The organism is Streptomyces sp. NPDC088097 (genome assembly GCF_044741845.1).
Taxonomy (GTDB): Bacteria; Actinomycetota; Actinomycetes; order Streptomycetales; family Streptomycetaceae; genus Streptomyces.
Genome location: NZ_JBIUTJ010000002.1, coordinates 186129 through 211644, shown reverse-complemented (window position 1 = coordinate 211644; position 25516 = coordinate 186129). Strand labels below are relative to the sequence as shown.

Annotated in this window: 25 protein-coding genes and 1 pseudogene; 9 read left to right on the top strand and 17 right to left on the bottom strand. The window is 73.5% G+C overall.

Annotation, left to right across the window (positions count from 1 at the left end):
• The first annotated feature begins 1 nt into the window (after position 1).
• On the top strand, positions 2-601 hold the full coding sequence (locus ACIOD1_RS07035) for a MerR family transcriptional regulator (RefSeq protein WP_401900745.1): 600 nt from the start codon (positions 2-4) through the stop codon (positions 599-601).
• A 43-nt stretch (positions 602-644) separates the two neighbouring features.
• Here the strand turns inward: ACIOD1_RS07035 and ACIOD1_RS07030 are convergent, their stop codons facing one another.
• Positions 645-800 carry a hypothetical protein gene (locus ACIOD1_RS07030; protein WP_401901412.1) on the bottom strand — a complete coding sequence of 52 codons (156 nt, stop codon included), beginning with the start codon at positions 798-800 and terminating at the stop codon, positions 645-647.
• Here ACIOD1_RS07030 and ACIOD1_RS07025 point away from each other — a divergent pair.
• The 5 genes and pseudogenes from ACIOD1_RS07025 to ACIOD1_RS07005 form a co-directional block, all read left to right on the top strand.
• Positions 742-1117, top strand: a pseudogene (locus tag ACIOD1_RS07025) (DUF6230 family protein); the annotation flags it as partial. The gene ACIOD1_RS07030 and the pseudogene ACIOD1_RS07025 sit on opposite strands and share 59 nt — an antisense overlap.
• Positions 1108-1536 carry a DUF6114 domain-containing protein gene (locus tag ACIOD1_RS07020; protein WP_401900744.1) on the top strand — a complete coding sequence of 143 codons (429 nt, stop codon included), beginning with the start codon at positions 1108-1110 and terminating at the stop codon, positions 1534-1536. The pseudogene ACIOD1_RS07025 and the gene ACIOD1_RS07020, both read left to right, overlap by 10 nt.
• Positions 1533-2183, top strand: coding sequence for a hypothetical protein (locus tag ACIOD1_RS07015; RefSeq protein ID WP_365619508.1), 651 nt, complete (start codon positions 1533-1535; stop codon positions 2181-2183). The genes ACIOD1_RS07020 and ACIOD1_RS07015 overlap by 4 nt, the downstream gene beginning before the upstream one ends.
• A gap of 71 nt (positions 2184-2254) precedes the next feature.
• Complete coding sequence (locus ACIOD1_RS07010) at positions 2255-3796, top strand: S1 RNA-binding domain-containing protein (RefSeq protein WP_401900741.1); 1542 nt, start codon at positions 2255-2257, stop codon at positions 3794-3796.
• A gap of 44 nt (positions 3797-3840) precedes the next feature.
• Entirely contained in the window at positions 3841-4152 is a 312-nt protein-coding gene (locus tag ACIOD1_RS07005; protein ID WP_365619513.1) for a DUF2087 domain-containing protein, read from the top strand.
• On the opposite strand, the gene ACIOD1_RS07000 is transcribed toward ACIOD1_RS07005, so the two are convergent.
• The 8 genes from ACIOD1_RS07000 to ACIOD1_RS06965 form a co-directional block, all read right to left on the bottom strand.
• A complete protein-coding gene (locus ACIOD1_RS07000) occupies positions 4125-4889 on the bottom strand; it encodes a metallophosphoesterase (RefSeq protein ID WP_401900738.1) in 765 nt (254 codons plus the stop codon). The genes ACIOD1_RS07005 and ACIOD1_RS07000 overlap by 28 nt on opposite strands.
• A gap of 213 nt (positions 4890-5102) precedes the next feature.
• Positions 5103-5639, bottom strand: a complete 537-nt coding sequence (locus tag ACIOD1_RS06995; protein WP_401900735.1) for an LPXTG cell wall anchor domain-containing protein — start codon at positions 5637-5639, stop codon at positions 5103-5105.
• 91 nt (positions 5640-5730) lie between these two features.
• Positions 5731-6132: a hypothetical protein gene (locus ACIOD1_RS06990; protein ID WP_365619520.1), complete on the bottom strand. Its 402-nt coding sequence runs from the start codon at positions 6130-6132 to the stop codon at positions 5731-5733.
• Positions 6133-6294: 162 nt separating this feature from the next.
• On the bottom strand, positions 6295-7731 hold the full coding sequence (locus tag ACIOD1_RS06985) for a dihydrolipoyl dehydrogenase family protein (RefSeq protein WP_401900733.1): 1437 nt from the start codon (positions 7729-7731) through the stop codon (positions 6295-6297).
• 42 nt (positions 7732-7773) lie between these two features.
• On the bottom strand, positions 7774-8175 hold the full coding sequence (locus tag ACIOD1_RS06980; RefSeq protein WP_365619524.1) for a thioredoxin family protein: 402 nt from the start codon (positions 8173-8175) through the stop codon (positions 7774-7776).
• A gap of 127 nt (positions 8176-8302) precedes the next feature.
• Positions 8303-9742 (bottom strand): aldehyde dehydrogenase family protein, encoded by a 1440-nt coding sequence (locus ACIOD1_RS06975; RefSeq protein ID WP_401900731.1) that lies wholly within the window; start codon positions 9740-9742, stop codon positions 8303-8305.
• Between the two features lie 184 nt (positions 9743-9926).
• Complete coding sequence (locus ACIOD1_RS06970) at positions 9927-11135, bottom strand: thiolase family protein (protein WP_365619530.1); 1209 nt, start codon at positions 11133-11135, stop codon at positions 9927-9929.
• Between the two features lie 234 nt (positions 11136-11369).
• Positions 11370-12347 (bottom strand): LacI family DNA-binding transcriptional regulator, encoded by a 978-nt coding sequence (locus ACIOD1_RS06965; RefSeq protein ID WP_365619532.1) that lies wholly within the window; start codon positions 12345-12347, stop codon positions 11370-11372.
• 367 nt (positions 12348-12714) lie between these two features.
• Between ACIOD1_RS06965 and ACIOD1_RS06960 the strand changes: the two genes are divergently transcribed.
• The 3 genes from ACIOD1_RS06960 (at position 12715) to ACIOD1_RS06950 (ending at position 15655) form a co-directional block, all read left to right on the top strand.
• Entirely contained in the window at positions 12715-14028 is a 1314-nt protein-coding gene (locus ACIOD1_RS06960; protein ID WP_401900727.1) for an MFS transporter, read from the top strand.
• A gap of 75 nt (positions 14029-14103) precedes the next feature.
• Entirely contained in the window at positions 14104-14799 is a 696-nt protein-coding gene (locus tag ACIOD1_RS06955) for an alpha/beta fold hydrolase (protein ID WP_365619538.1), read from the top strand.
• 157 nt (positions 14800-14956) lie between these two features.
• Positions 14957-15655 (top strand): DUF4328 domain-containing protein, encoded by a 699-nt coding sequence (locus ACIOD1_RS06950; protein ID WP_401900725.1) that lies wholly within the window; start codon positions 14957-14959, stop codon positions 15653-15655.
• A 12-nt stretch (positions 15656-15667) separates the two neighbouring features.
• Here the strand turns inward: ACIOD1_RS06950 and ACIOD1_RS06945 are convergent, their stop codons facing one another.
• The 8 genes from ACIOD1_RS06945 to ACIOD1_RS06910 all read right to left on the bottom strand — a co-directional run bounded on the left by ACIOD1_RS06945 (position 15668) and on the right by ACIOD1_RS06910 (position 25419).
• Positions 15668-16642, bottom strand: coding sequence for an endo alpha-1,4 polygalactosaminidase (locus ACIOD1_RS06945; RefSeq protein ID WP_401900724.1), 975 nt, complete (start codon positions 16640-16642; stop codon positions 15668-15670).
• Entirely contained in the window at positions 16639-17301 is a 663-nt protein-coding gene (locus tag ACIOD1_RS06940) for a spherulation-specific family 4 protein (RefSeq protein ID WP_365619547.1), read from the bottom strand. The genes ACIOD1_RS06945 and ACIOD1_RS06940 overlap by 4 nt, the downstream gene beginning before the upstream one ends.
• Positions 17298-18206 (bottom strand): NAD-dependent epimerase/dehydratase family protein, encoded by a 909-nt coding sequence (locus ACIOD1_RS06935; protein ID WP_401900722.1) that lies wholly within the window; start codon positions 18204-18206, stop codon positions 17298-17300. The genes ACIOD1_RS06940 and ACIOD1_RS06935 overlap by 4 nt, the downstream gene beginning before the upstream one ends.
• 7 nt (positions 18207-18213) lie before the next feature.
• Positions 18214-18927, bottom strand: coding sequence for a sugar phosphate nucleotidyltransferase (locus tag ACIOD1_RS06930; protein WP_365619553.1), 714 nt, complete (start codon positions 18925-18927; stop codon positions 18214-18216).
• An 82-nt stretch (positions 18928-19009) separates the two neighbouring features.
• Positions 19010-20011 carry a GDP-mannose 4,6-dehydratase gene (locus ACIOD1_RS06925; RefSeq protein WP_365619556.1) on the bottom strand — a complete coding sequence of 334 codons (1002 nt, stop codon included), beginning with the start codon at positions 20009-20011 and terminating at the stop codon, positions 19010-19012.
• A gap of 88 nt (positions 20012-20099) precedes the next feature.
• On the bottom strand, positions 20100-21506 hold the full coding sequence (locus ACIOD1_RS06920; RefSeq protein ID WP_365619559.1) for a hypothetical protein: 1407 nt from the start codon (positions 21504-21506) through the stop codon (positions 20100-20102).
• Positions 21503-23200 carry a GT4 family glycosyltransferase PelF gene (gene pelF, locus ACIOD1_RS06915; RefSeq protein WP_401900721.1) on the bottom strand — a complete coding sequence of 566 codons (1698 nt, stop codon included), beginning with the start codon at positions 23198-23200 and terminating at the stop codon, positions 21503-21505. The genes ACIOD1_RS06920 and pelF overlap by 4 nt, the downstream gene beginning before the upstream one ends.
• Positions 23201-23283: 83 nt before the next feature.
• Entirely contained in the window at positions 23284-25419 is a 2136-nt protein-coding gene (locus ACIOD1_RS06910; RefSeq protein ID WP_401900719.1) for a hypothetical protein, read from the bottom strand.
• Positions 25420-25516: the final 97 nt, after the last annotated feature.

Below are 25516 nucleotides of genomic sequence, written 5' to 3'. Positions count from 1 at the left end.
CGTGAACAGCGAGGCGGAGCAGGACGGCAGGTCGGACGACGGGGTGTGCGAGGGCGGTCGTTACCGCCGAGAGGACGTGGCCCGGGCGGCCGGGGTCAAAGTGCGCAACCTGCGCTACTACCAGGAGCGCGGGCGGCTCCCGCCGCCCCGCCGCGAGGGCCGGATCGCCTGGTACTCGGACGACCACCTGACCCGACTCCGGTTGATCAGCGACCTGTTGGGGCGCGGGTACACCGTCAACGGCATCGGTGAGCTGCCGGCCGCCTGGGAGCAGGGCGGGGGGTTGTCCCAACTCCTCGGCTTCAAGCGGGAGATGACCAGGGACTGGGTCCAGGAGGAGCCGGTCACCATGACCCGGGCCGAACTGCGCGAGCTGTTCGGCCCGCAGGCGAGCGCCGAACACACCCGGCCGCGCAGTCGGGCTACGTACGCCTGGACGGGGACCGGGTCACCTATCCGAGCCGGCGGCTGCTGGAGGCCACGGTGGCGCTGGTGCGCCAAGGGGTGCCCCTGGGGGAGATCCTGGACGCCGGGGACTTCGTACAGGCTCAGGCGGCGGCGCCGGCGGACCGGTTCGTCGCACTGTTCCGGCGGCACGTGATCGGGACCGAGGGGCTGGAGCGACTTTCGGCCACCGATCTGGATCACATTCGGGAGGCCGTGGCGGCCCTGCGACCGGTGGCGGGTGAGGTCGTGGCCGCCGAGTTCTCGCGGGCGATGGCCCGGCGGGTGGAGGCGGAAGTGGCGGTCACCGCCATCAGGGAGGCCAAACTGCACAGTCTGTGCCAGTCGGTGGTCACGACCCTCCCCATCGTCGGACATCTCGCTCAACCTGACGGCCGGCCAGAAGGGCCCGGAGGAGACGAGCAACCTGTTCGTGGACGCCACCCAGCTCTCCGGTGACGCGGTCTTCACGAACATCGAGATCGGCCGCGACGCCTCGACCCTCGACAAGGGGCCGACGGAGGCCGTGGGCATGCAGGACCTCTTCGCCCAGCAGGCGGACACGGTCAACATCACCGGTCTCCGGCAGACGGCGTGGGCCACCAACGCGGGCACCTTCAAGCTCTCCGGCCTGAGCATGAACATCAGCAAGGGCAAGAAGGAATGCTTCTGAGCCGCTGGCGGCGGTGGAGGCGCGGCAGGCCCTTCTGGGGCGGGTTGTTCGCCATCCTGGCCGGGGCGTGGATCTGCGTACTGCCGCTGGCTCCACTGAAGATCATGCTCCAGCAGGGGGTGGCGGGCATCCCGTCGGTCCTGATGGGCGCCATCATGACCGTCCTCGGGCTCACCGCCTGGTTCTCCCCCCGGCAACGCCCCCTCGCCGGGTTCCTCACCACCCTGATCGCCACCGCCGCGCTGGTCCTGTCGAACCTCGGCGGGTTTCTGATCGGCACCCTGCTCGGCATCCTCGGCGGCGGGCTGATGTTCGCCTGGCAGCCGTACGCCGCCCCGCGCGCCGGGGGCTCCGCCGCCCCCGGGCAGTCCCCCGCTGCCACCCCGCAGCACCACGATCCCCAAGGAGCTCAGCCATGAGCCGTACGCGCACCTCGCTCGCCCTCGGGATGGCGGCCGCGGCCGCCCTGACGGTGGCCTCCGCCACCGCCTCCGCCGCACCCTTACCCCTCGCCGGGTCCACCACGGTCACCCCGGCCGGACACGCCTTCAAGGCCACCCTCCGCGGGAAGGCCACCCTCAAGGCCGGTTCGGTCACGGTGACGTGTACGGTCTCCGTCTCCACCGGCGCGGTGCCGGCCGCCCCCGGCAACCACAACGCGGCGGGGCCCGTCTCCTCGCCCATCTCGCCGCCGACCTACAGCTCCTGCACGTCCAGCATGCCGCGCGTGACCCCGACGGTCACCACCAGCGGCGCCTGGGCCGTGTCCATGCAGAACGGCTCGCCCATCACCGCCACCATGACGGTGCCGACCGGCGGGCTCGTCGTGCACACCACCGGTCTGGCCACCTGCACGGTCGCCGCTGCCCCGAGCGGCCCGGCGAACGTCGGGGGCAGCTGGGTCAACGGCGCCCCGTCCAGCCTGACCTTCACCAACGCCTCGGTCCCGGTCACCGTCACCGGCGGCTTCGGCTGCCCGACGAGCGCGACCTCCTCGACCTTCAACGCGCTCTACAAGGTCACCGACACCACCAACGCCGCCCAGCAGATCACCGTCACCTCCTGACCCACCCGCTCCACCGGGGCCCGCCGCCGCACCGACCGACCGGCGGCGGGCCCGCGCGTAGGCTTCGGACGATGCCCACCCCACCCAGCCACCCCCGACCCGCCAAGGCCCCCCAACCCGGCGCGTGGCACGCCGAGTCGGCGACCTCCGTCCTACGGATCACCCCGCCCTCCCCCGCCGCCGACCCCGACTCCCCGAAGGGGCGCGTCCCGTACGCGGAGCGCTCACGCGTGGCCGACGCGCACCGGACCCTCGTGGCGGAGGCCGCCCGGGCCCTCGGGATCACCCGGTTCACCCTCGACAACCCCATGGCCACGGGGTTCTTCGACTTCCGTAGCCGCTACCGTGACCAACCCCCGGTGCCAGAGGCCGAGTTCTACGACGGGTCCCGCGTGTCCCTGGAATCCGGGCTCGCCCTGCTGCGGTCGATGGTGCTGCGCGAGGGGCCCTGGGCCCGACTGTGCGGCGCCGACGGCTTCCACGTCCACGTCGGAGAGCGGGGCGAGATCTACCTCGTGTCGGGCCGTCCGGTGCCGGAACTGTCCCGCAGGGCAGGAGAAGTGGGCCTGGTCGTCGAGCCGGTCGCCCGCTCGCCCTACGATCCCGCGCTCGACGAGATCGAGCCCGCCCTGCCCGCCGACGACGCCTTCTGGGCCGAGGTGCGGCGCCTGCTCGCCGCGCGCGGTCGGCTCCTGCTGGAGGAACGCCCCGTCGACCACGCCTTCCACTGGCACCGCCTGCACGACACCACCGAACTGTCCGGCGTACGGGAGCGGCTCGCGCCCCGGGCCCGGCTCGCGCTGTGGCCCGACCTGACCGAGGACATCGACGCGGTGCGGGGCGCCCTGCTGCGCCTGGAGAGCCCGGCGCTCCTCGTGCGGCAACGTCCCGGCGACTCCCCTTCCGAGGGCCCGGCCCAGGCCTGGATGGGCCGCACCGACCTCGCGTACCCGCCGCTCCCGTCGGGGCCCGGTCACCTCGCGGCGCTGGTTCCGGTCGAGGAGGCCGACCGCCGTCCGCTGCTCGCCGCGGCGGTGCCGGACGCCGACGGGGTGCTGCGCGCACGCCGGCGCACCAACGAGACGCGGGGGCGCAGGTTGCGGACGTACCTCGGCTCGCTGCGGCGCGGGGAGGTCGTCACGGGGGTGGTCGCGACCGGGCTGGACGACATCGGGGTATACGTGGACCTCGACGAGCGGCCGGGCGACGGCCCCACAGCGGGGCTGGGAGAGGGCGTCGGGTTCCTGCGGGTCCCCGAGATGTCGTGGAGCCACTTCTCCGACGTGGACGAGGTCGCGCCCGTCGGCCGTCGGATCCGCGCCGAGATCCTCGACGTGGACCCGGACCGGGAAATGGTCAGCCTGTCCGTGAAGGCGCTGCTGCCCGACCCCTGGCAGGCGTACGTCGACGTACTCGCCCCCGGCCGCGTCCACACGGGTACCGTCGAACGGATCGTCCCCTTCGGGGTGTTCGTCCGGGTGGCCGGTGGCGTGACGGGGCTGGTGCACGGCGCGGCCGGGCCCGCCGTCGGGGAGCGGGTCCGCGTCAGGGTCACGGAGTTCGACCTCGCCGGGCGGCGGTTGGGCTTGACGCCGGTGGAGGGCCGGGAGTGAAAACCCGTTGCCCCGGGCGCGGCCCCCGCGCGAAGCTCGCAGGCATGTCACGGACCACTGAGCAGCAGCGACAACATCCGACCCCGGCCCGCGCCCCGAGGGACGTCTCGGACCTGTTCTCCGGGGGGCGGCTCGTCGCCATCCCGCGCAAGGCGGCCCGCCGGGAGCAGTTGCTCCTGCACCTCGCGGAGACCCTGTTCGCGGCGGACCGGAGCTATACGGAGCCCGAGGTGAACGAGGCGCTGCGGACGGTCCACGAGGACTGTTCCGCGCTGCGTCGCCACCTGGTCACCTCGGGGAACCTCACGCGCACCCGCGACGGCAGCAGCTACCGGCGCTCGACGACGATCCGGTAGTGGGTCGTCAGCCGGCCGTCGTCGCCCAGTACGTGGAAGGCGACGCAGGGCGGTTCGTCGAGGTGGATGTGGTGGTCCGGGCCCGCTTGGCGCTCCCACGGGAGGCGGATGGAGGACGCCACGCCGGGTGCGACGAGGAGCGGTCGGCCGGCGAAGGTGGTCACGGCGGCGGTGTGGGCGTGACCGCACAGGAAGGCCCGCACGTGCGGGTGCCGGTGGGCCAGTTCGGCCAGCCGCTCCTCCCCGAACTGGCGGATGTCGTCGACGTACGGGGTGTGCAGCGGGACGGGCGGGTGGTGGAAGGCGACCAGAACCGGGACCTCGTGCGGGGTCCGCGTGAGGATCGCGTCGAGCCAGGCCAGGGTGGAGTCCTCCAGGCGGCCGTGGTGCTCGCCGGGGACGGAGGAGTCGCACGCGGCCAGCACGAAGCCCTCCCCGTGGAGCACTTGGTTCACGGGCCCGAATCCCGGGTCCTCCTGGCCCAGCAGCCCCCGCCGGAACGCGGTGCGCTCGTCGTGGTTGCCGGGGCAGACGACCAACGGGTGCCGCGAGACGAGCAGTTCGCGCGCCTCCTCGTACTCGGCGGCCGTGGGCGTGTCGGCTATGTCCCCGCTCACCAGGACCGCGTCCAGGTCGTAGGGCAGGGCGTCGAGGTACTCCATGACCGCGCGGGTACGCGCCGCGGCCCGGGGGCCGCCGTCGATGTGGACGTCACTGAGCTGCGCGATCACCTTCACGGGCGGGTCTCCTCGACGGTCGTGGTGGGGCCGCCCGCGCGGCACGCCGGCCGATCGGCCGGGAGCCGGCCGCGTGCGGCACGTGCGACCGATTCAACAGGAGCCGCTCCGAGGCCCGGACACGGGGCCGCGCGGGAGTTTCCCGGTCACCGGGTGACGGGGAACTCCCATGGGCACGGGAGGGCCTGGGGGGCGGTACGGGGTGGAAGCCGCTCAGCGTGGATTCGCCGCGGCGCGCCTGCGCCGGACCAGCAGCCAGCCCGCTCCCGTGAGCGCGGCCGCCGCTCCGGCGAGGGGGGCGGCGACGGCGCCGGTGGAGGCGAGCGCGCCGCCGGTGGGGGTGGCCCCCGCGCCGCCGACGGAGCCGCCAGTGCCGCCGGAACCGCTGACCTCCGAGGAACCGGCGGAGCCCGGGGAGCCCGACGCATCGGCGCCGGTGGGCCCGGGGAGTTGGCCGACGGTGCCGCGTACGGATCCGTCGGCCGGGTTCAGGACGTACAGCCCGTTCTCGTTGACCTCGGTGGTGCCGGGGAGGTCCTCGGAGCCGACGTACAGCTTCTTCGATTCGGGGTGGAACAGCAGGTCCCGGGGTTTGCCGGTGGCGGTGAAGTCGGCCGCGCTCCGGTAGGCGACGGTCCCTTGCGGTACCTCGGCGCGCGGCTCCCCGCCGGCGGGCGCGGGCGCCACCGAGGCGGGCAGGGCGGGGGCGGCCCCGCACACAAGGACCGGCGCGAGCGCGGCCGAGACCACACCCCTCCGGACCGACCGCCCCCGCCCGGACCACACGCGTCCGGACTCCGGCCACGGCATGACGTGTCGTCACGAAACGAGGCCGGCCTGCCTAGTTGAAGGTGACGGGGACATGGACGTCGTACGTGCGGTTGGCGGAGTTGAAGTGGTCGGCGCGCGTGACGATGGCGCACTCGACCGTCTCGCCGCAGATCTGTCCGCCGCCGAGGTCGGCCTTGACGTGGATGCCGGCGCCGAAGGTGCCGCCGGCGCCGAAGGCGGACGTGTGGGGCAGGGTCCCGCCGTAGGTGTTGTCGACCCAGGGGGAGGCGCCGGTGGTGCCGGGCGCGGTGAGGCCGAGGTGGTAGGTCGCGCCGTCGGTGATCGTACGCGTCGAGGTGACGGCCGAGGCCGAGCCGGCGGCAGCGAGGGCGAGGGCCACGGCGGCCGTGGCGGCGAAGGCGGCGCGAGCGGTGAGCCGTATGGCGGCGCGGGGCAGGCGGGCAACGCGCATGGGAGGGCGCCTTTCCACGAAGAGGCTTGATCGACTTAGGTACGGCTAACCTAATCAATTTAGCCCTGGAACCCCGCGCCTCCCACCTGGCCGGTTCCCGCCTCACGTGTCCCGTTCCGCTCCTTCCGCGCTCTGCGCCGCCCTGCCCCGCCGGCCCGCGCCCTATCCCCGGTACGTCTCCAACAGGCGCAGCCAGACCTCGCTGATGGTCGGGAAGGCCGGAACCGCGTGCCACAGCCGCTCGATCGGCACCTCGCCGACGATCGCGATCGTGGCGGCGTGCAGCAGCTCCGCCGCCCCCGAACCGACGAAGGTGGCGCCGAGCAGCACCTCCCGGTCCAGGTCGACGACGATGCGGGCCCGGCCCCGGTACCCGTCGGCGTACAGACCGGCGCCCGAGACCTTGCCCAGGTCGTAGTCGACGGCGCGGACCCGGTGACCCGCGCGTTCGGCCTCCGCCAGGGTCAGGCCGACCGCGGCGGCCTCGGGGTCGGTGAAGACGGCCTGCGTCAGTGCCTCGGTGTCCGCGGTGGCCGTGTGCGCGCCCCAGCGGCCGGTGTCCTGCGCACCGCCCGCCCCGGCCACGCGGGCGGCGATGGCGGCGCCGGCGATGCGGGCCTGATACTTGCCCTGGTGGGTCAGGAGCGCCCGGTGGTTCACGTCTCCGACGGCATAGAGCCAGTCGATGCCGGGGACCCGGCAGCTGTCGTCCACCGGGATCCAGTGCCCGGGGGCCAGACCGACGGTGTCCAGGCCGATGTCCTCGGTACGGGGCGCGCGCCCGGTCGCCACCAGCAGCTCGTCGCCCTCCAGGACCTCCCCGCCCTTCAGGACCACGGAGACCGGGCCCGTCGAGCCGTCCCGGACCACCGACTCGACGTCCACCCCCGTACGGATCACCGCGCCTGCCTCGGTGAGGGCCTCGGTGACCAGCTCGCCTGCGAACGCCTCCATCCGCGGCAGCAGCCCGGAGCCCCGTACGAGGACGGTGACGCGCGAGCCGAGCGCCTGCCAGGCGGTCGCCATCTCGGCCGCCACGACGGAACCCCCGATGATCAACAGCCGGTCGGGGGCCTGGCGGGCGGACGTGGCCTCGCGGCTGGTCCACGGCCGGGCCTCGGCCATCCCCGGCACATCGGGAACGACGGCCCTGGTGCCGGTGGCGACGACCACCGCGTGCCGGGCCGAGAGCACGTGGTGCTCGCCCTCGGGGCTGGTCACGGCCACCTTGCGGATCCCGTAGAGCCGCCCGTGGCCCCGGTAGAGGTCGGCGCCGATGGAGTCGAGCCAGCCGACCTGCCCCTCGTCCTTCCAGTCGCTCGCCCAGTAGTCGCGGTGCGCGAACACCGCCTCCGCGTCCAGCGGGCCGCTCACGGATCCGGCGAGCCCCGGCACCCGGCGGGCATCGGCCCGCGCCAGCGCCGGGCGCAACAGCGCCTTGCTCGGGACACAGGCCCAATACGAGCACTCCCCGCCGACGAGTTCGCTCTCCACCAGGGCCGTGCTCAGCCCGGCGGCGCGGGTCCGGTCGGCGATGTTCTCGCCGGCCGGGCCCCCGCCGAGCACCACTACGTCGTACTCCACCGCTGCATCAGTCATACGGTCCAGTGTCACCGCAGTGCGGGGGTGGGGTCACCAATCTCAGGCCTCCGGCGTGCCGGGGGCCTCGCCCTGCTCCGCCGCCGGCTGCGAGTCGGCGATCTTCGCCCGGATCTCGTCCATGTCCAGTGCGCGGGCCTGACCGATGATGTCCGTCAGGGCGGCCTCGGGCAGCGCTCCGGGCTGCGCGAAGATGGCCACCTGGTCACGGACGATCATGAGGGTGGGGATCGACGTGATGTCGAAGGCCGCCGCCAGTTCCTGCTGCGCCTCGGTGTCGACCTTGGCGAAGACCAGGTCGGGGTTGGCCTCGGCCGCCTTCTCGTAGACCGGGGCGAACTGCAGGCAGGGACGGCACCAGCCCGCCCAGAAGTCGATCAGCAGGAACGGGCTCTCGCTGACCGTCCGGTCGAAGTTCTCCTTGGTGAGCTCGACTGTAGCCACGGTTTCCAGACCTCCTGTTTGCTGCGTGTCCTGCTTGAACGATCGGGCGGCCCGACACATTCCGGGCCGCCCGACACGCCGTGTCCGGGCCGGGACGACGGAAATCAGCGGCGCCGAAAGAGAGGGCCTAGAACGGGTGGCCGGGCGGGGTGGTGCGGGCCGTGGTCCAGCGCAGTTCGGTGAAGGCGTCCAGGTTCGCCTCGCCGCCGAAGCGGGCGCCCGTGCCGGAGACCCCGACGCCGCCGAAGGGAGCCACGGCCTCGTCGTTCACGGTCTGGTCGTTGACGTGCGCGATCCCGGTCGGGATGCGGTCGGCCAGGTCCAGGCCGTGGGCCGCGTCGCGGGTGATGATGCCGAGCGAGAGCCCGTAGGGGCCGGCCGAGGCCAGGAACACGGCTTCGTCCTCCGTCGCGAAGGAGCGTACGGGGGCCACCGGGCCGAAGACCTCCTCGGTGTAGGCCGGGGTGTCGTCGTCCACGCCGGCGAGCACCGTCGGCCGGTAGAAGAGGTCTTGGTGGGTGCCTCCGACGACGAGTTTGGCGCCCTGCTCCACACTGGCCTCGACCAGGCCGTGGACACGCTCCAGCTGACCCCGGTCGAGGAGCGGTCCGAGGTGGACGGGGCCCCGGTGGGGGTCGCCGACGGCGAGGGCCTCGGCGCGGGCGGCGAGCCGTTCCACGTACTCGTCGTAGAGGGAGGCGTGGACGAGGTGGCGGCCGGCGGTCATGCAGATCTGGCCCTGGTGGAAGAAGGAGCCCCAGGAGGCCTGCGCCACGGCGGCCTCGACATCGGCGTCGGCCAGGACGACGAGGGCCGAGTTGCCGCCCAACTCAAGGTGCGCCCGCTTGAGGTGACGACCCGCCAGTTCACCGACGGCGCGGCCGGCAGCGGTGGAACCGGTGAAGGACACCACGCGTACGCGCGGGTCGGCGACCACGGCCGCGCCCGTCTCGGATCCGCCCGGCAGGACGTGCAGCAGTCCCGCCGGCAGTCCGGCGGCGGCGAAGACGGCGGCGAGCGCGAAGCCCCCGCAGACGGCCGTACGGGGGTCCGGCTTGAGCAGGACCGCGTTGCCGAGCGCGAGCGCGGGTGCGACGGAACGGATGGACAGGATCAGCGGGGCGTTGAAAGGGGCTATGACCCCGACGACGCCCGCCGGCATGCGGCGGGTGAAGGACAGCCTGGGGGCCTCGCTCGGCAGGACCTGGCCGGTCGGCCGTGAGGCGAGGGCGGCGGCCTCGTAGCACTCCTGGGCGGCGACGTGCAGTTCGAAGGCGGCCTTGCCGGGGACGGAGCCGGACTCCCGGACCAGCCAGTCCCGCAGTTCGTCGGCGTGGGCGGCGAACAGGTCGCCGGCGCGGCGCAGCACGGACGCCCGCTCCAGGTGGGTGGTGCGGGCCCAGTCGCGCTGTGCGGCCCGGGCCCGTACGGCGGCCTCCGCGACGTCGGCGGGGGCGGCCAGGTCGAGGGTGGCGAGGATCTGGCCGGTCGCGGGTTCGACGACGGGAGCGGTGCCGCCGGTCAGGGTGGGTCCGTCCTGCCAGAGCGTCGGGTCGAGGAGCGGCATGGCGCGGGGCCTCCGGGGGATGGGCGCGGCGAGGGGGGCGGCAGCATGCGCCATCGTGCCAGACCGGAAGCGCCACTTCTCTTCTGTTATTGGGCAGTTGAGGATCCGGTTGACCGGAAACGATCGCCCGCCCCGCCCCGCGCCGGCCCGGCCCGACCCCGCCCCGCCCCAGCCCCGGCCCCGTTCAGCGCTCCAGTACGAGCGCGATCCCCTGGCCCACACCGATGCACAGGGCGGCCAGCCCCGTGCCCGAACCGGCCGCCGCCAACTGGTGTGCCACCGAGCCGGCGAGCCGGGCCCCGGAGGCGCCGAGCGGGTGACCGATGGCGATGGCGCCGCCGCGCGGGTTGACCACGGCCGGGTCCAGCTCGGGCCAGGCGGCCAGGCAGCCCAACGCCTGGGCGGCGAACGCCTCGTTCAGCTCGAAGACGGCCAGGTCACCGAGGCCGCGCCCCGCCTTGCCGAGCGCGCGGGCGACGGCGTCCACCGGGCCGAGGCCGAAGAGCTGCGGCTCGATCCCGGTCACGGCGCGGGCGCCGATCCGGGCGAGGGGCTCGCGTCCCGTGGCGGCCAGGCCCTCCTCGTCGGTCAGCAGCAGGGCGGCGGCGCCGTCGTTGAGCGGGGAGGCGTTGCCGGCGGTGACCGTACCGGAGCCGTCGGAGCGGAAGGCGGCCTTCAGTCGGGCCAGGGACTCGGGGGTGGAGCCGGCCCGGACAGACTCGTCGCGGGCCAGGTCGACCCCCGGGAAGGGGACGACCTCGTCCGCGTACAGTCCGGCGTCCCAGGCGGCCGCGGCCTTGCGGTGGCTGTCCAGGGCGAAGGCGTCCTGGGCCTCGCGGGTGACGCCGTACTTCTCGGCGATCAGCTCGGCGCCCTCGCCCAGCGAGCCCGCCCACTCGGGGGGCATGGCGGGGTTGGTCATCCGCCAGCCGAGGGTGGTGGACCACATCTGCTGGTGGGCGGCCGGGAAGGCGCGCTCGGGCTTCTGGAGCACCCAGGGCGCGCGGGTCATGGACTCGACCCCGCCCGCGATGGCGACGGAGGCGTCCCCGACGGCGATGGCGCGAGCCGCCTGGACCACGGCTTCGAGGCCCGACCCGCAGAGCCGGTTGACGGTCACCCCGGGCACGCTCACGGGCAGCCCGGCCAGCAGCACCGCCATGCGGGCCACGTCGCGGTTGTCCTCGCCGGCTCCGTTGGCGTCGCCGAAGACCACATCGTCGATGCGGGCCGGGTCGAGTGCGGGCGTACGGTCCACCAGGGCCCGGACCACGTGCGCGGCCAGGTCGTCCGGCCGGACTCCGGCGTAGGCACCGCCGAACTTCCCGATCGGGGTGCGGACGGCGTCGACGACGTACACGTCGCGGACGGAGCGGGCGGCGCGGATGCTCATGCGGGCTCTCCTGGGCGGATCCGTACGGGCGGTGACGCGCCGGGCGCCGTTGTGGGCACCGGGTCGCGCCCCCGGGGACGCCCGGTGGGGCGCGCCCGCAGTCTCCGTCCCCGCGTCACCGCCTGTCAACGGCCCCCGGCGGGCGCGACAGGGGCGTACGTCGGACGGACCGGGGCGCCGCCCGCGCGACAACGCAGCCCGTACCCCGGCACGGTCCGCGCCGGGCGATCCCCGTCAGGTCGACTCGCGCGCCACCGCCACCGCCCCCAACAGGTCGTGTCGTTCGGTGGCCTCCGACGGCTCCCGAACGACCCGGTCCACCAGCTCCGCCAGGTGGTCGCCGGTCGGCATCTCGATGCGGACCGTGCTCAGGCGCGGCCGCAGCAGGCGCCCGATGAGCAGGTCGTCGGCGCCCATCAGCGCCACGTCCTCGGGGACCCGCAGGCCCGCGTCCTGGAGGGAGCGCAGCAGGAGCATCGCGTACTCGTCGTTGTAGGCGAAGGCCGCGTCCAGGCCGAGCGTGGGCCAGCGGGCGGCCAGCTCCGCCGCCGACTCCTCGGTGTACGCCATCGGCAGCGCCACCACCTCGGCGCCCGCCACGGACCGGGCCCCCTCCAGACGGGGCGTCGAGAACAGGTCCAACCCCTCCTCGCGCGGTACGACCACCCCGATCCGGGGTCGGCCCCGCCCGACGAGGTGCGTCGCGGCCCGGGCCCCGACCTCGGCCTGGTCCATCACCAGGGCGTGCGCCCCGGACACTTCGGCGGGCCCCAGGGTGATGACCGCGCGGGCTCCGGCCCGCTTCAGGGTGGCGACGTTCTCCGGGGACAGGGTGATCTCTCCGAGCGAGATCACCGCGACCGGACGCAGTTCGGCCCAGGCGCGCACGGCCTCGTCGCCGGTGAGGCCGAGGCTGCCGTACTGCACGACCGTGTAGTCGAGACGGCGCAGGGCCCATTGCAGCTCGTTGAGGAAGTTGCTGTACAGCGGCCCGACCGGCACGTGTGAGGTGGGCATCAGCACGATCCGGGTGTGCCCGGCGCGCAGGCTGCGGGCGGCGGCGTGCGGGACGTAGCCCAGTTCCTCGGCGGCCTCGCGGACCTTGCGGCGGGTCGGTTCGCTGATCCGCACCGCCTCGGCGTTGTTCAGGACGTACGAGACCGTCGCGCGCGACACTCCCGCACGGCGGGCCACGTCGGCGCTGGTCGGCACGGGTGGGGTGGCCGGCGTGGAAACGGGTGGGGGGACCGCCGCGGGGGCCTGCCCCGGCGGTGCCCCGCGGCCGGACCGCCGGGTAGAGCCGGGCGGGTTCGGCGACTTCGATGACTGAGACATTGCCGTGGCATCTTTCCAGACCGGATGCGGCCGAGGGCTAGCGGATGGCCGGAAACCAATGCTACACAGTGGTTACACGATTCATTGACACGTGTAACCCAGGCGTCACGGGCTCTTCACAGGAGTGTGCCGCCGTACGTGTCCAGCCGTGCCGCCGCCCCGTCGCGCTCCGTCGCACCCCCGCCGTCGCGACGGGGCGGCGCGCACCCCCTCGTCCCTCGAATCACCTGCCCTGGAGGGCACCGTGGCCCTTTCCTCCCCCGGCGCCGGCAACGTCGGCGCCGCCCCCGACGCCACCGCCGCCGACCCGTCCGCCGCGCCCCCCGCACCGGGTCCGGCCCCCGCTCCCGCACCGGGCTCCGACCGCGCTCCCGCACGCGGGCTCCTGCCCCTGCTGCTGGTCGGCAACAGCGCCATGTACGCCCTGTACATCGGCGTCGCCGGCATCCTGCTGGCGCTCCAGGTCGAGGACATCGACCCCGCGAACAAGGTCGCCAACTTCGGCCTGATCGCGGGGGTCTCGGCGATCTTCGCGACGGTGTTCAACCCGGTCGCGGGCGCCCTGTCCGACCGCAGCGGACGGCGCAACCCCTGGATCCTGGGCGGAGGACTCGCCGCGATCCCGGCGATGTTCCTCCTCGGGTTCGCCGACACGATCCTGCTGATCACCATCGCCTGGTGCCTCGGCCAGGCCGTGATGAACGTCTACCAGGCCGCCATCACCTCCGTGGTCCCCGACCGGGTCCCGACCGGCGCCCGCGGCAAGGCATCGGCGGCCGTCGGCCTCGGCCTGCCCTTCGGTTCCACCCTCGGGGCGCTGATCGGCGCCGCCTTCTCCGATGACTACCGCACCGGATACCTGGTCTTCGGCGCGATGGTCGCGGGCGCCGCCGTGCTGTTCACCGCCTGCACCCGCGAGGAGAGACTCCCGGCCCGCGCCCCGCTCCCCGTCAAGGCGCAGCTGGCGGCCTTCGCGAGCGCCCTCAAGGACCACGACTTCCGCTGGGCGTTCATCGGCCGGGCCCTGCTCGTCCTCGGCTACTTCGCCGTCAGCGGCTACCAGCTCTACATCCTCCAGGACCACACCGTGCTGCCCGACGGGATGGAGCCGGAGGCGGCGGTGGCGATCATGATGCCGCTGACGAGCGTGGCGATGGTCCTCTCGACGGTCGTGGGCGGCTACCTGTCCGACCGCTTCGAGCGGCGCAAACTCTTCGTCGGCGCCTCGGCGCTGCTGTCGGCCGTCGCGCTGGTCATCCCGGCCGTGTCGACGAGTTGGACGGCGATGCTGGTCTTCGCCGTGGTCAACGGGCTCGCGTTCGGCTGCTACATGGCCGTGGACACCGCGCTCGTCACGATGGTCCTGCCCGCCGCGGAGGACGCCGCGCGCGACATGGGCGTGCTCAACATCGCGAACGCCGGTCCGCAGATCGTGGCGCCGTTCATCGCCTCCGTGATCGTGTCGGTCAGCGGCGGCTACACCGCCCTGTTCATCGTCGCCGCCGTGCTGGCGGTGGCGGGCGCACTCGCGGTGCGACCGATCCGCGGAGTGCGCTGAGCTGCTGCCGCCGCCCGCTCAACTCCTCTTCTCTTGTTCCCTGTTGCGCAGCACCGTTGAAAGAAGGGCACCACCGTGCGACTGCACACCCACACCTGGGGCGAGGGCGACCGTCTCGCCGTCCTGGTCCACGGCATCATGGCCGACCACCGCACCTGGCGCCGGGTCGGTCCCGCCCTCGCGGACCTCGGCTACCGCGTGATCGGCGTCGACCTGCGCGGGCACGGCGCGAGCGGGCGGGGCGAGTACAGCCCGCAGCTCTTCGCGGACGACCTCGTGGAAACCCTGCCGGCCGGCGCCGAGTTGGCCATCGGCCACTCGTTGGGCGCGCTGTCCCTGGCGTACGCGGTGGAGCGGCTGCGGCCCGCCCGCGCGGTGTTCTCGGATCCTGCCTGGCACCTGGCGGCGCCGGAGCCGGGCTTCGGGCCGGAGATGTTCGCCCTGTTCAAGGCGGCAGACAGGGAGCGGGTTCGGGCGATGAACCCGCGCTGGGAGGAGGCGGACGTGGACATCGAGCTGGAGACCCTGGCGGTGTGGGACGAGGTCACCGCGACGGCCTTGGGCCCGCTGGCCGGACTCGACCTGCTGCCGGCGGCCCCGGCCGTCCCCTCCCTGGTCCAGCTCGCCGACCCGAGTTTCCTGATCTCGCCGGAGCGGGCGGCCCTGCTCAAGGAGCGCGGGTTCGAGGTCCGCTCGGTCGCGGGGGCCGGCCACACGATCCACCGGGACGACTTCGACGGCTTCATGGCCTCGCTGGCCGGCTGGATCTAGGGCGCCTCTTTCGGATCGTGCCGGACGATCCGGGCCCGGCACGACCCGCCCCGGCCCACCTCTCCGTGGACGGGTGGACCCCCTCTGGCGTACCTTCCCCCTGCACGCCGATCCGCGGGCGATGTCCGTTCCACGCCCGTGAGGGGTCCACACCGTCATGTCCCGTTCCCAGGTCCTGCGTCCGCGCCCGCCGTTGCCCGTCCGGCCGCCCGGCTCCGGGCGCGTACTGCTCGCGGCGATGTGCGCGCTGCTGGCGACCGCCGGCGTCGCCGACCTCTTCTCCCTGTACATCGGCGCCCGGCTGCACTCCGAGGTGGTCCGGGACGACGGCTTCCTGTCCGTCGGGGAGGAGCAACTCCACACGGTCCAAGACCTGTTCGGAGTGGCCGACCAGCTCCACGCCTGGGCCTGGGTGGCCTGCGCGGCGGCCTTCGTCACCTGGTTCCACCGGATGCGGCGCGACGCCGGAGCGGTGGCCCCGGACCACTTCCGCAAGGGTCCGGGGTGGGCGATCGGTGCCTGGTTCGTGCCGGTCGCCTGCCTCTGGATGCCGTACCGGATCGCGGTCGACCTCTGGACGGTGGGCCTGCGGACACGGGGCGCCGTCGGGACCGCCGGCGGCTCCTTCTGGCCGGTGAACCTCTGGTGGGGCTCCTTCGCGGGCTCGATCCTGCTCCGTGCGTACTCCGGCTCGCGCTACGGCCGGGCCGAGGACATCGGGGCACTGCTGGACGCGGTGACCCTGGGCATGGTCGCGGACGCCCTGAACCTCGTCGCGGCGGCCGCGGCCGCGCACTTCGCCGTCCGCCTCACCGGCCTCCTGCGCCCTGCTGCCGCCCCGAAGGGGACCTCCTGAGGCCCCCTTCGGTCAGCAGGCCTTGCGCCAGGTGTCCAGCTCCAGGTTCTTCAGCATCGAGGACAACTTCAGACGGCGGGACTCGTCACAGAAGCCCGAGGTCGACCCCTTGTACTCGACGTGGAACACCGCCTTGCCCGCCTTGATGAAGGGGCTCAGCGCCTCGCACTCGCCGAACTGGGCGCACTCCTCGTTGACCGCGAAGTCGAAGTCGCCCACGAGCTGAGGGATTTGCGGAAGGTCGTTCTTGAGGCCGACCGACAGTCCGCGGGCGTGGGCGATCTCGGCGATCATGCGGTTGTAGGCGAGTTGGTGGTCCGCGGTCAGCGGGAAGCCGGTCTTGTTGCCGTAGCCCTCCATCAGGTCGGGTTCGACGGCGTCGAAGCCCTTGTCCCGGCACATGTCGAAGCGCCGTTCCATGATCGGACGGAGCAGGTCGATCCGCCGGATGTCCAACCACTTCTCGCCCTTCCACCCGTTGGGCTCCCCGAAGAGGGTGGCGGGGAAGGCGTCCCGGTCGGCCCGGAAGTCCTCCCAGGCCCCGACGTTGACGTAGCAGATCACCTTGCGGCCGTCCTTGTGCAGCCGGGCCACGTCGGCCGCCGTGTTCTCGAAGCCGTCAATGTCGTACACGGGGACGTCGACCGAGGGGTCGGACCGGCCGTCGAGCTGCCACTGCCACGCCAGACCGGGTTGCGGTTTCCAGCGGGGCTTCGCCTGGTCGCCCGGGGCCGGTGGTGTGGCCGGACCGCCGGAGCCGGACGGGGCGCCAGGTGACAGCGTCGCGCTCCCCGGCGTCGTGGACGGGGAGCCGCCCGGGGAGGAGGGGGCGGACGGGTCGGGCGCCGGATCCCGGGTGGCCGTGGGGCCGGACGGGTCCGGTGCGGCGTCGTCGTCATCGTCGTCGTTCGTGCCGGAGCAGCCCGTCAGGGCCAGGGCCGTCACGAGGGCCAGTAGGCCCAGGCGGGCCGGCAGGGTGCGGCTCATCGTTCCATCCCGGTGAGTGCGGGGGTCAACTGTTTCCATGGGTTCGGGAGTTCGCCCGTCACCGGCCCCGACACGGCCGCTCCGCGCTCGCGCGCGGTGCGGACGGCGAGCGGGACCAGGGCGTCGGGCACCCCGTAGACGAGGTGACAGAACCGCTCGGGGGCGTGGCGCGCCGTCCAGTCGGGTCTGGTGAACGCCGAGACGTACGTCGACCAGTGTCCCTCGAAGGTGACGGTCAGGTCGGCGAGGCGCACGTAGCCGGCCGCCGGATGGACGCCCGGGTTCAGGACCACGGGGGTCGCGCCCAGTCGCCGCAGCGATCGGACCAGCCGCCGGGTTCCGGGCAGTTCCTGTGGGGTCGCGGGCACCCGGTCGAGGAAGGCGCCGTCGGCCCCGTACCACTCCTGGTGGCGGATCATCTCGTGGATGACCTCGGCTCTGCCGCGCGCCCCGTACGCGGTGTCCACGTAGCCGAGGAGTCGGGCGCCGGCCGTGCGCAGGGCGGCGGCGGCCGCGGCGAAGGCCGGGTCGGGGCGCTCTCCCGGGCCGTCGGCCGGGTTGAGCACCACCCCGTACGTGGCGGCGGCGCCGGTGATCAGCCGGTGCCAGGCACCCGGGTCCTCGGCGGGGTGGACGTACAGCGGAACGAGCAGGGTCATGGTGTGCGGGATCCCGCCGCGGCGGTGGCCGCCCACAGCGTGGCGAGCGTGTCGCCGAGCCCGTGGACCGGGCGCCAGCCGAGGGCCTCGTCGGCGGCGGTGATGTCGGAGCACTGCCACGACACCTGGGCCGAGCGGGCCGATCCGCCCGCGTCCTCCTCGATCCGGCCGCGGAAGCCCGCCCGGTCGGCCAACACCCGGACCAGTTCGCGGACCGGGACGGCTTTGCCGGCGCCGATGTTCAGTACGGGCGGCAGCGGGCCGGGCGCGGTGACCGCGAGCGCCACGGCGTGCGCGACGTCGCGCACGTCGATGAAGTCGCGGTGGGCGGAGAGGTCGCCCAGCCGCAGCACCGCGTCCGGATCCGCGCCGGCGTCGCGCAGCAGGGCGGCGATCCGTCCCGGCAGGCCGCTCGGCGGGGCGCCGGGCCCCACCGGGTTGCCCACCCGCAGGACGACACCGTCCAGCCCGGAGGAGGTGACGGCGACGGTGCCGGCCAGCTTGGTAGCGCCGTAGGGGGTGATCGGGCGGGTGGCGGCCGATTCCGTCACCCGGCTGTCCGGCTCGCCGGGCCCGTACTCGGCCGCCGAGCCGAGGTGGACCAGGCGCGCCCGGGGCGCCGCCTCCCGCAGAGCGGCGCACAGTACGGCGGGGCCGCGGGCGTTGACCTCGGCGAGCGTCACGGCGTCCCCGCCGGTCGCGCCCGCGCAGTTGACCACCGCGTCGGGTGCGGCCGCGGCGATGACGCCCGCCAGTCGTTCGGGCCGATCGGCGGCGAGGTCGACGCCGAAGTCGGCGTCGGGTGAGCGACCGCCGTCGAACACCCGCGCGCCCGGGAGGGCGCGCAGGCGGTCGACGACATGGGCGCCCAGGTAGCCGGTTCGGCCCAGGACGAGAATGCGCATGAGGTGGTCAGGCTCCCTTGAGCAGCAAGGACTTGCGGCTGGTGAACTCGGCGTTGGCCCGGTCGTAGTCGTCGGGGCGTCCGATGTCGAGCCAGTAGCCGTCGAACGCATAGGACTGCGGCAGATTCTGACTGGCCAACAGGTCCAGGACGAGTTCGTCGAACCCGAGGGGCAGGCCGGGCGTGTACCCGTCGAGGGTGGACCGGCTGAGGCCGTAGACGCCCATGGAGACGTGGTAGTCCATGCTGGGCTTCTCGGTGAAGGCGACCACCCGGCTGTCGTCGGTGGTGAGCACACCGAAGTCGATGTGCACCTTGCGGGGGTACGTCGCGATGGTCAGCGGCGCTCCCGACCCCTCGTGGCGACGCAGCACGTCGGCGTAGTCGAGGTCGGTGAGCACGTCCCCGTTCATCACGAGGAAGTGCTCGGGGAGGCGGTCACGCAGGTTGAGCAGGGGACCGATGGTGCCGAGCGGGCTCTCCTCCGTCGCGTAGTCCACGCTCATGCCCCACTGGGACCCGTCGCCGACGTAGGCCCGGATGATCTCGCCCAGGTATCCGATGGCTATGGTGCAGCGGGTGAATCCGGCCTGCGAGAGCTGGCGCAGCACGATCTCCAGGATCGCGTGCTGGTCGCCGATGGGAACGAGCGGCTTGGGCAGGGCCGTGGTGTAGGGCCGCAGCCGAACGCCCTTGCCGCCCGCCAGGATCACTGCGTACATGGGTCTCCTCCTTGGGTCGCGTGGGGGGACGTTGAGTTGAGTGACGTGGGGATGTGGTGAACGTCGGCGGAGCCCGGCACGGTCAGATGTTGTAGATGCCGGTCTTGTAGCGGGCCAGGTTGGCCGGGTCGCGGAAGAAGTCGACGGTGTGCGCGAGGCCCTCCTCCAGGGTGTGTTCGGGCCGCCACCCGGTGGCGGCGGTGAGTCGGCTCGCGTCGGCGACCAGGCGCATCACCTCGGAGGCGGCCGGCCGCAGCCGTTCGCCGTCCTCGCGCACCTCGATGGGGACGTCCATGACCTTGCCGATCAGCGCGACCAGGTCCGCGACCGAGATCTCGCCCCCGGTCCCGGAGTTGAAGGTGCGGCCCACGACACGGTCCGCGGGCGCGGTGCCCGCGGCGAGGAAGGCCTGCGCGGTGTCCTTGACGAAACTGAAGTCACGGGTGGGCCGCAGGTCGCCCAGGGTGATGACGCGCTCCCCCGCCGCCACCTGGCCGATGACGGTGGGGATCACGGCGCGCATCGACTGGCGCGGCCCGTAGGTGTTGAACGGCCGCAGCGTGACCACCGGGGTCTCGAAGCTGGCGTGGTAGCTGTCGGCCAGCCGGTCGCCTCCCGCCTTCGAAGCGGCGTACGGGGACTGGGTGTTGATGGGGTGGTCCTCGGTGATGGGGACGGTCTGCGCGGTGCCGTACGTCTCGCTGGTCGAGGTGTGCACCAGACGGGGCGTGCCGAGCGCGCGGACGGCCTCCAGGACGTTGAGGGTTCCGGTGACGTTGGTGTCGACGTAGCTGTGCGGCGCCCGGTAGGAGTACGGGATCGCGATCAGCGCCGCCAAGTGGTAGGCGGCGTCGGCGCCTTCGAGGAGTCCGCGGACGGAGCCGGGGTCGCGGACGTCACCGAGGACGATCTCCACCTGGTCGAGGACGTCCGGGGCCAGCGTCTCCAGCCACCCGTACGAGGAGAAGGAGTTGTACTGGGCCATGGCGCGGACCCGGAAGCCCCGGGTGACCAGGGCCTCGGTGAGGTGAGAGCCGATGAAGCCCTCGGCCCCGGTGACGGCGGCGAGCGGTGCGGAGGTCAACTGAGGTGCCTTTCGAATGCGTTGGAAGGTCGTACGGGCATGGGTGGCCGGCCGGTCGGCCCGCTGGGCGCTCAGCCCCGCCGGGTCGTCAGGCGTGCCGGGCGGGGCGTCCGAGGATCCACAGGGTGCATCCGGCGAGGCCCAGCGCGGCGAGGCCGCAGGACAGGGACAGGGCCGAGGGGCCGGACGTCGGCGTCAGGAGGGCGACGGCGCTCGCGGCTCCAGCGGCCGCCAGACAGATGACGGCCGGCGGCCATGCCACCCCGAAGGCCTGGAGCAGCAGCGCGGTCCACAGGGTCGCGGCGAGCAGCAGCAGCGCGGCCGGTCCGGCCCCGGTCAGCAGGGCCACGGGCAGCAGGAGCAGCACGTAGCCGGCCAGGCAGAGGCCGAGGACTCCGGCCGACCGCAGCAGGAACCCGGCGGGGGTCGAGGCCGCGCCGAGGGCGGTCACGGACAGGCCGCGGAAGCGGTAGAGCAGCCACTCGGCGGGGCCCATGCTCACGGTCAGGGCGATCACGGCGTACGGCTCGGCCCGCCCCTCCAGCAGCACGAGCACCGCCGCCCCCAGCCCGAAGAGCCCGTACGGCAGGGACCGCAGCAGCGGGGGACGCTCGCCCCCGCCGGGGGCGGCCGGGGCGGCGTACGCGGTGCGCAGCGCGCGACCGACGGCCGCCGCGGTCGCGAGGAGCGCCACCAACGGCAGCCCCACGCGGGGCAGGGGTCCCGGTTCCCACCAGGGCAGGACTGCGCCGCCGGCGATCAGCGGGGTGAGTGCGAGCAGCAGCAGTCGCTCGCGACCCAGCACCAGGAGGATGCCCGCGGCGCCCAGGTAGAGCGACTGGGCGGCGGCCGCCCAGGTGGCGGCCCCGCCTCCGGTGGCCACCGCGGCGGCGGCGGTGGCGACGACGGCTCCGACCGGCGCCCCCACCAGCAGCGTGCGGGCCGCCTCGCGCTGTCCGGCCACCATGCGCAGGTAGGCGCGGTGCCCGAGGGCCTGTCCCCACGCCCAGGAGACGATGCCGGCGACGACGAGCCCGGTGGCGTGCCGGCCCGGGTTCCAGAGCGGGGCGGTGAGCAGGTAGGCCAGCCCGGGGAGGGCGAACAACACACCGCGCAGCAGGCACCGCACGGTGTCCGGCCGCCACGGGTCCGGTGTCCGGGCGGGCTCCGGGAAGATCCGGGGCACCCGCTCGTACAGCGCGGCGGCCAGCGAGAAGATGTTGGGGTGCCCGTACCGCTCCCGGATCACCTCGGCCGACAGGCCTTCGGCCTCCAACAGCGCGGCCACCTCGTACGGGTGGACGGCCGGGCCGACGCGGTCGGCCAGTTCGGCGGCGAGCCGACTGACCTCCTCCTCGTCGGGTCCGGGCATCCTGAGGGCGAGGGTGGTCTCGGCCCACAGCCGGCGCGGCGGACGCGCGGCGGTGTCCGCCAGCCTCAGGGCCAGCGTGTCCTGGTTCGTTCCACCCGGTTCGAGTGACATCGGCCCGCTCATCCGGCACGGCTTCCCGTGCCGGTGGCCGTGGGGGCCCCGGCCTCGTGGGCCGGCTGCGCACCGGGCTCGTGGGCCCACGAGGGCGCGACGAACGGTCGGGCCCGTTCGTAGCGGCGCGTGCGGCCGGCGGCGACGGCCACCGGGGTCAGGAGCAGGGGGACGGGAGCCGCGAGCGCGGGCTCCGGTGTCCGCACTGTGGCGCTCGCCGGGACGCGCGGGATCCGTGTGACGCGACGGGTGCGCGGGGTGCGGTCGAGCTCCGGCAGTTCCAGGTAGATGGAGCGGAAGGTGTCGATGGTCTGGCGCAGGGTGAACTGTTCGATGACGCGCAGTCGGGCCGCCTCGCCCATGGCCGCGCGGCGCCCGGAGTCGCCCAGGAGTTCCAGGGCGGCTTCGGCCATGGCCTGCGGATCCCGCGGCGGGACCACCAGGCCCGCTTCGCCGACGGCCTCCCGTACGCCGCCGACGTCGGTGGACACGGTCGCCCGCCCGCAGGACATGGCCTCGATGAGCGTGAACGGGAAACCCTCGCTGATGCTGGACAGCATCACGATGTTGCCCGCCGCGTAGGCGTCCTTGATGTCGTCGACCCGGCCCTCGAAGGTGACCGCGTCCGCGTGCCCGAGGTCGCGGGCCAGGGCCTCGCACCGCTCCCGGTACGCCTCCCCGCCGCGCGGCGTCCCGCCGAACAGCCGTAGCCGTGCCGTGGGTATGCGCTCGCGGACCAGGGCGAAGGCCCGGATCAGGGTCTCCAGGTCCTTGATCGGGTCGACCCGCCCGGCCCAGCTGAGGGTCGGCGCGTCCGGTTCCGGACCGGCGGGCGGGAAGGCCGCGGGGTCGACGCCGTTGTAGACCGTACGGATGGCATCCGGGTCGGCGCCGCCCTGTTCCTCCCAGAGCCGGTTGTAGCGGTTGCCGGGGGTTACCAGGGCGGCCCGACGGTAGCTCTCCTCGGCCAGCAGCCGGAAGAAGCCGAGGACCACGGCCTTCACCGGCCACCGGTAGGGGGCGGTGCGGTACCCGAGGTAGCGCTCGCGGAGGTAGACGCCGTGCTCGGTCAGGAGCAGCGGGACCCCGTGCCGCTCCAGGGCGGCGAGTCCCGGGAGCGCGGCGACGCCGCCGCTGACCGCGTGGGCCACCCCGTGTTCCGGCAGCGGGGCGGCCAGCGGACGCAGGGCGTGTTCCAGCAGCGAGGTCGCGGTGAGCGCGTCGTGCAGGGTGGGGCGGGCCTCGCGCACGGCGAGCCCGGGGCGGTTCCAGACCGCCGCGAGGACGGCGATGGCGTGGTCCCCGCGCAGGAACGGGCTCAGGGAGCCGTCGGCGGCGGCGCGCGCCATCGTGTAGAGCGCGGGGGCGAACCCGGCCTCGGCGCAGGGGTCGAGGAGCGCGGTCAGGAACTGTTCATAGGCACCGGAGAGTCTGCGGTGGCCGCGTCCGCGGGGGGCGCGGCCCTCCGGGGCGGGGCCCCACATCGGGACCGTGTTGACGTTGAGGACATGGCCGGGCAGGTCCCAGACCAGGGGTTCGCGGCCGGTGCCGGTGACGGCTATGACCTCGAAGTCGACGTCGGGCATGCCCTGGACGAGTTGATCGCACCAGACGCTGACCCCGCCGTGACTATGGGGATAGGTGCCTTCGGTGAGGAGGGTGACGTGCGTCGCGCGGCGGCGTCGCTCGCCGTGGTGAACGTGCATGGGCTGGCTCCACGGCCGATGTGTGGGGGTGGTCGGACCGGTCCGGGCCGCACGGTGGCGGGCCCGGACCGGTGGACGCCGGTTCAGCGCCGGTCGGTGTCCTCGGCGCCCTCGCGCACGGCCGGCGGTACGGGCGTGCCGGGTGCGGGGGCGCTCACGGGTGCCGGTCGGGCCGCGGCGACGGCGGACGGGGCCGCGGGTGTGGACGACGGCAGGGTGAGGGTGATCGGTGCGCCGGTGGAGGCGGTCCAGCCGGAGGCCCGGCCCGCGTAGGGGGTGCCGTAGGCGGCGCCGGCCCGCTGGGTGCCGGTGGGCAGGCTCGCGGTGACGTCGAGGCCGTTCGGCGCCACGACGGTCACGGTGTCGCCCACCCGGTAGGCGGTGACCTGGCCGGCCTGGACGGCGCTCTTCCAGAGTCCGCGGCGCTTGAGTTCGGCGCCGATGTCCCTCATCGGCTCGTTCACCAGGGGTGTGTTGGCGGCGAACAGGGAGTTGTAGCCGTCGATGACCCCGTTCAACACCGGGTAGGCGAGGCGTTCCTCGGCCAGGTTGGACTGGTGGATGAAGTGCGGCTTCGGGTCGTTGGCGAGCACGTGCCCGAGCGCCGTGTGGATCTCGGTCGGCACGATCCGACCGGCGTAGCCGGTGGCGGTGTCGAGGGGTGCGGACAGGCAGGTGGTGGTGTCCGCGTGGTCCTCGCAGATGCCGCTGCCGCCTTGGGCCCGGGAGGTGTAGATCCAGTTGTACTCGTCGACCGCCTCGACGGCCTTGCCCACGTTGTAGTAGACGTTCATCGGGTAGCGGGCGACGGTGGAGGCCGAGCCGACCTGGCGCTGCTCGGGGTCCCGGGAGTTGTCCGAGGCGAGCCACTTGACGCCGTTGCCGGTCAGGGAGAGCGCCAGGTTCGGGTTGTCCTGCGGCTGTTGGGGCAGGACGGCCATGCCCGAGTGCTCACCGGTGACCAGTTCGTCGTTCTGTAGGGGCAGTCCGAAGTTCTGGCCCCACACCCGGTTGAGGGCGATCTCGTCGTCGATGGCGTTGCGACTGATCCACTTGGTGCTGCCGTTGGTGTTGGTCGCGCACCGCCAGGGCACCACGCTGGTGTCCTGTTCGCAGCCGAGGAAGGCGTGCGTGTAGGTGTGGTTGATCCAACGGAACTGCGCGCGGTCGGCCTGGAGCTTGTCGGCCAGTGCGTCGACGCCGTTGTTGTCCTCGCGCTGGTCGAGGCTGCCGGCCCCGTTGTAGACCATGTCGAGGGTGATGCCCCGACCGGCCTGCCAGGACTTGGCGTACTCGGCGTCGGCGGCGGTCATCCGGATGGGGCTGGGCGTGCCCGCGCCGCCCGCGCAGTCGACGTCACCGGGCGTGCAGTTGAGCTGGGTGTCCCAGCGGTCGTCGGCGGCGAACACGTCGTCGACGTGGACGGAGAAGTAGTTGCGGGAGGCGCCCAGGTGCACGCCGCCGGTCATCCACTCGACGATGCCGCGGGCCAGCAGCCGGTACTGCTGCTGGTAGCGGTTGTACACGAAGGTCACGACGAGTTCGCGCCGGCCGTCGTGCCGGTACTCGCCGACGAGGGAGCCGCGCCGGGCGGTACCCGGTATGGGCGCGTCCACGTACGTGGTGAAGTCCGCGCCGGGGGCGGGCTGGGCGAGGTAGGCGTAACTCTCTCCGACGGTCGGTGAGTTGTCTTCGAAGGGCACCGCACCGTCGAGGTAGCCGAACGGGCCCGCCTGGCCGGCGGTGGTGACCGCCGCCTGGGCGCCGTCGACGCTGCCCGCGTACCCGCCGGCGACGAAGTACTGCAGCCCGACCTGGGGGCGCGCGTAGGTGTAGGCGTCGACCTGCGGGATCGCGTACGCCTGCTCGTAGGCCGTCAGGGCCGACATCTCCGCGGAACCCGGCGCGAACGGGTTGTCGTTGGGGAGGACGACCGCCTGGTACTTGGCGCGCGGCCGGCCGTCGACGGTGTCGGCGAGGAAGGTCGGGTCGATGGTGGGTCGGTCGGACCGGGTGAGGTCGACCTGCGTGTACGGCGTCCCCGCCGAGTCGAGCTCGGCCGTGATGGCCTGGACGGCCGGACCGCCGTCGGTCACGACCAGAACACGCAGGTCCACACGGGGCGTTGTCGTGTCGGCCTGCGCCGTGCCGGCCGGCAGGCCGAAGGCTGCGATGAGCGCGCCCACCGATAACACGGTGGTGCGTATGCTTCGCTTCATGCGGTGAAGTCCCCTCCCCGGGCAGGGGACAGCGCGGCTCCGCACGAAGCGGACGCCCCCCTTTGCGCGACGCCGGCATCCCCCTCAGAAACCAGTC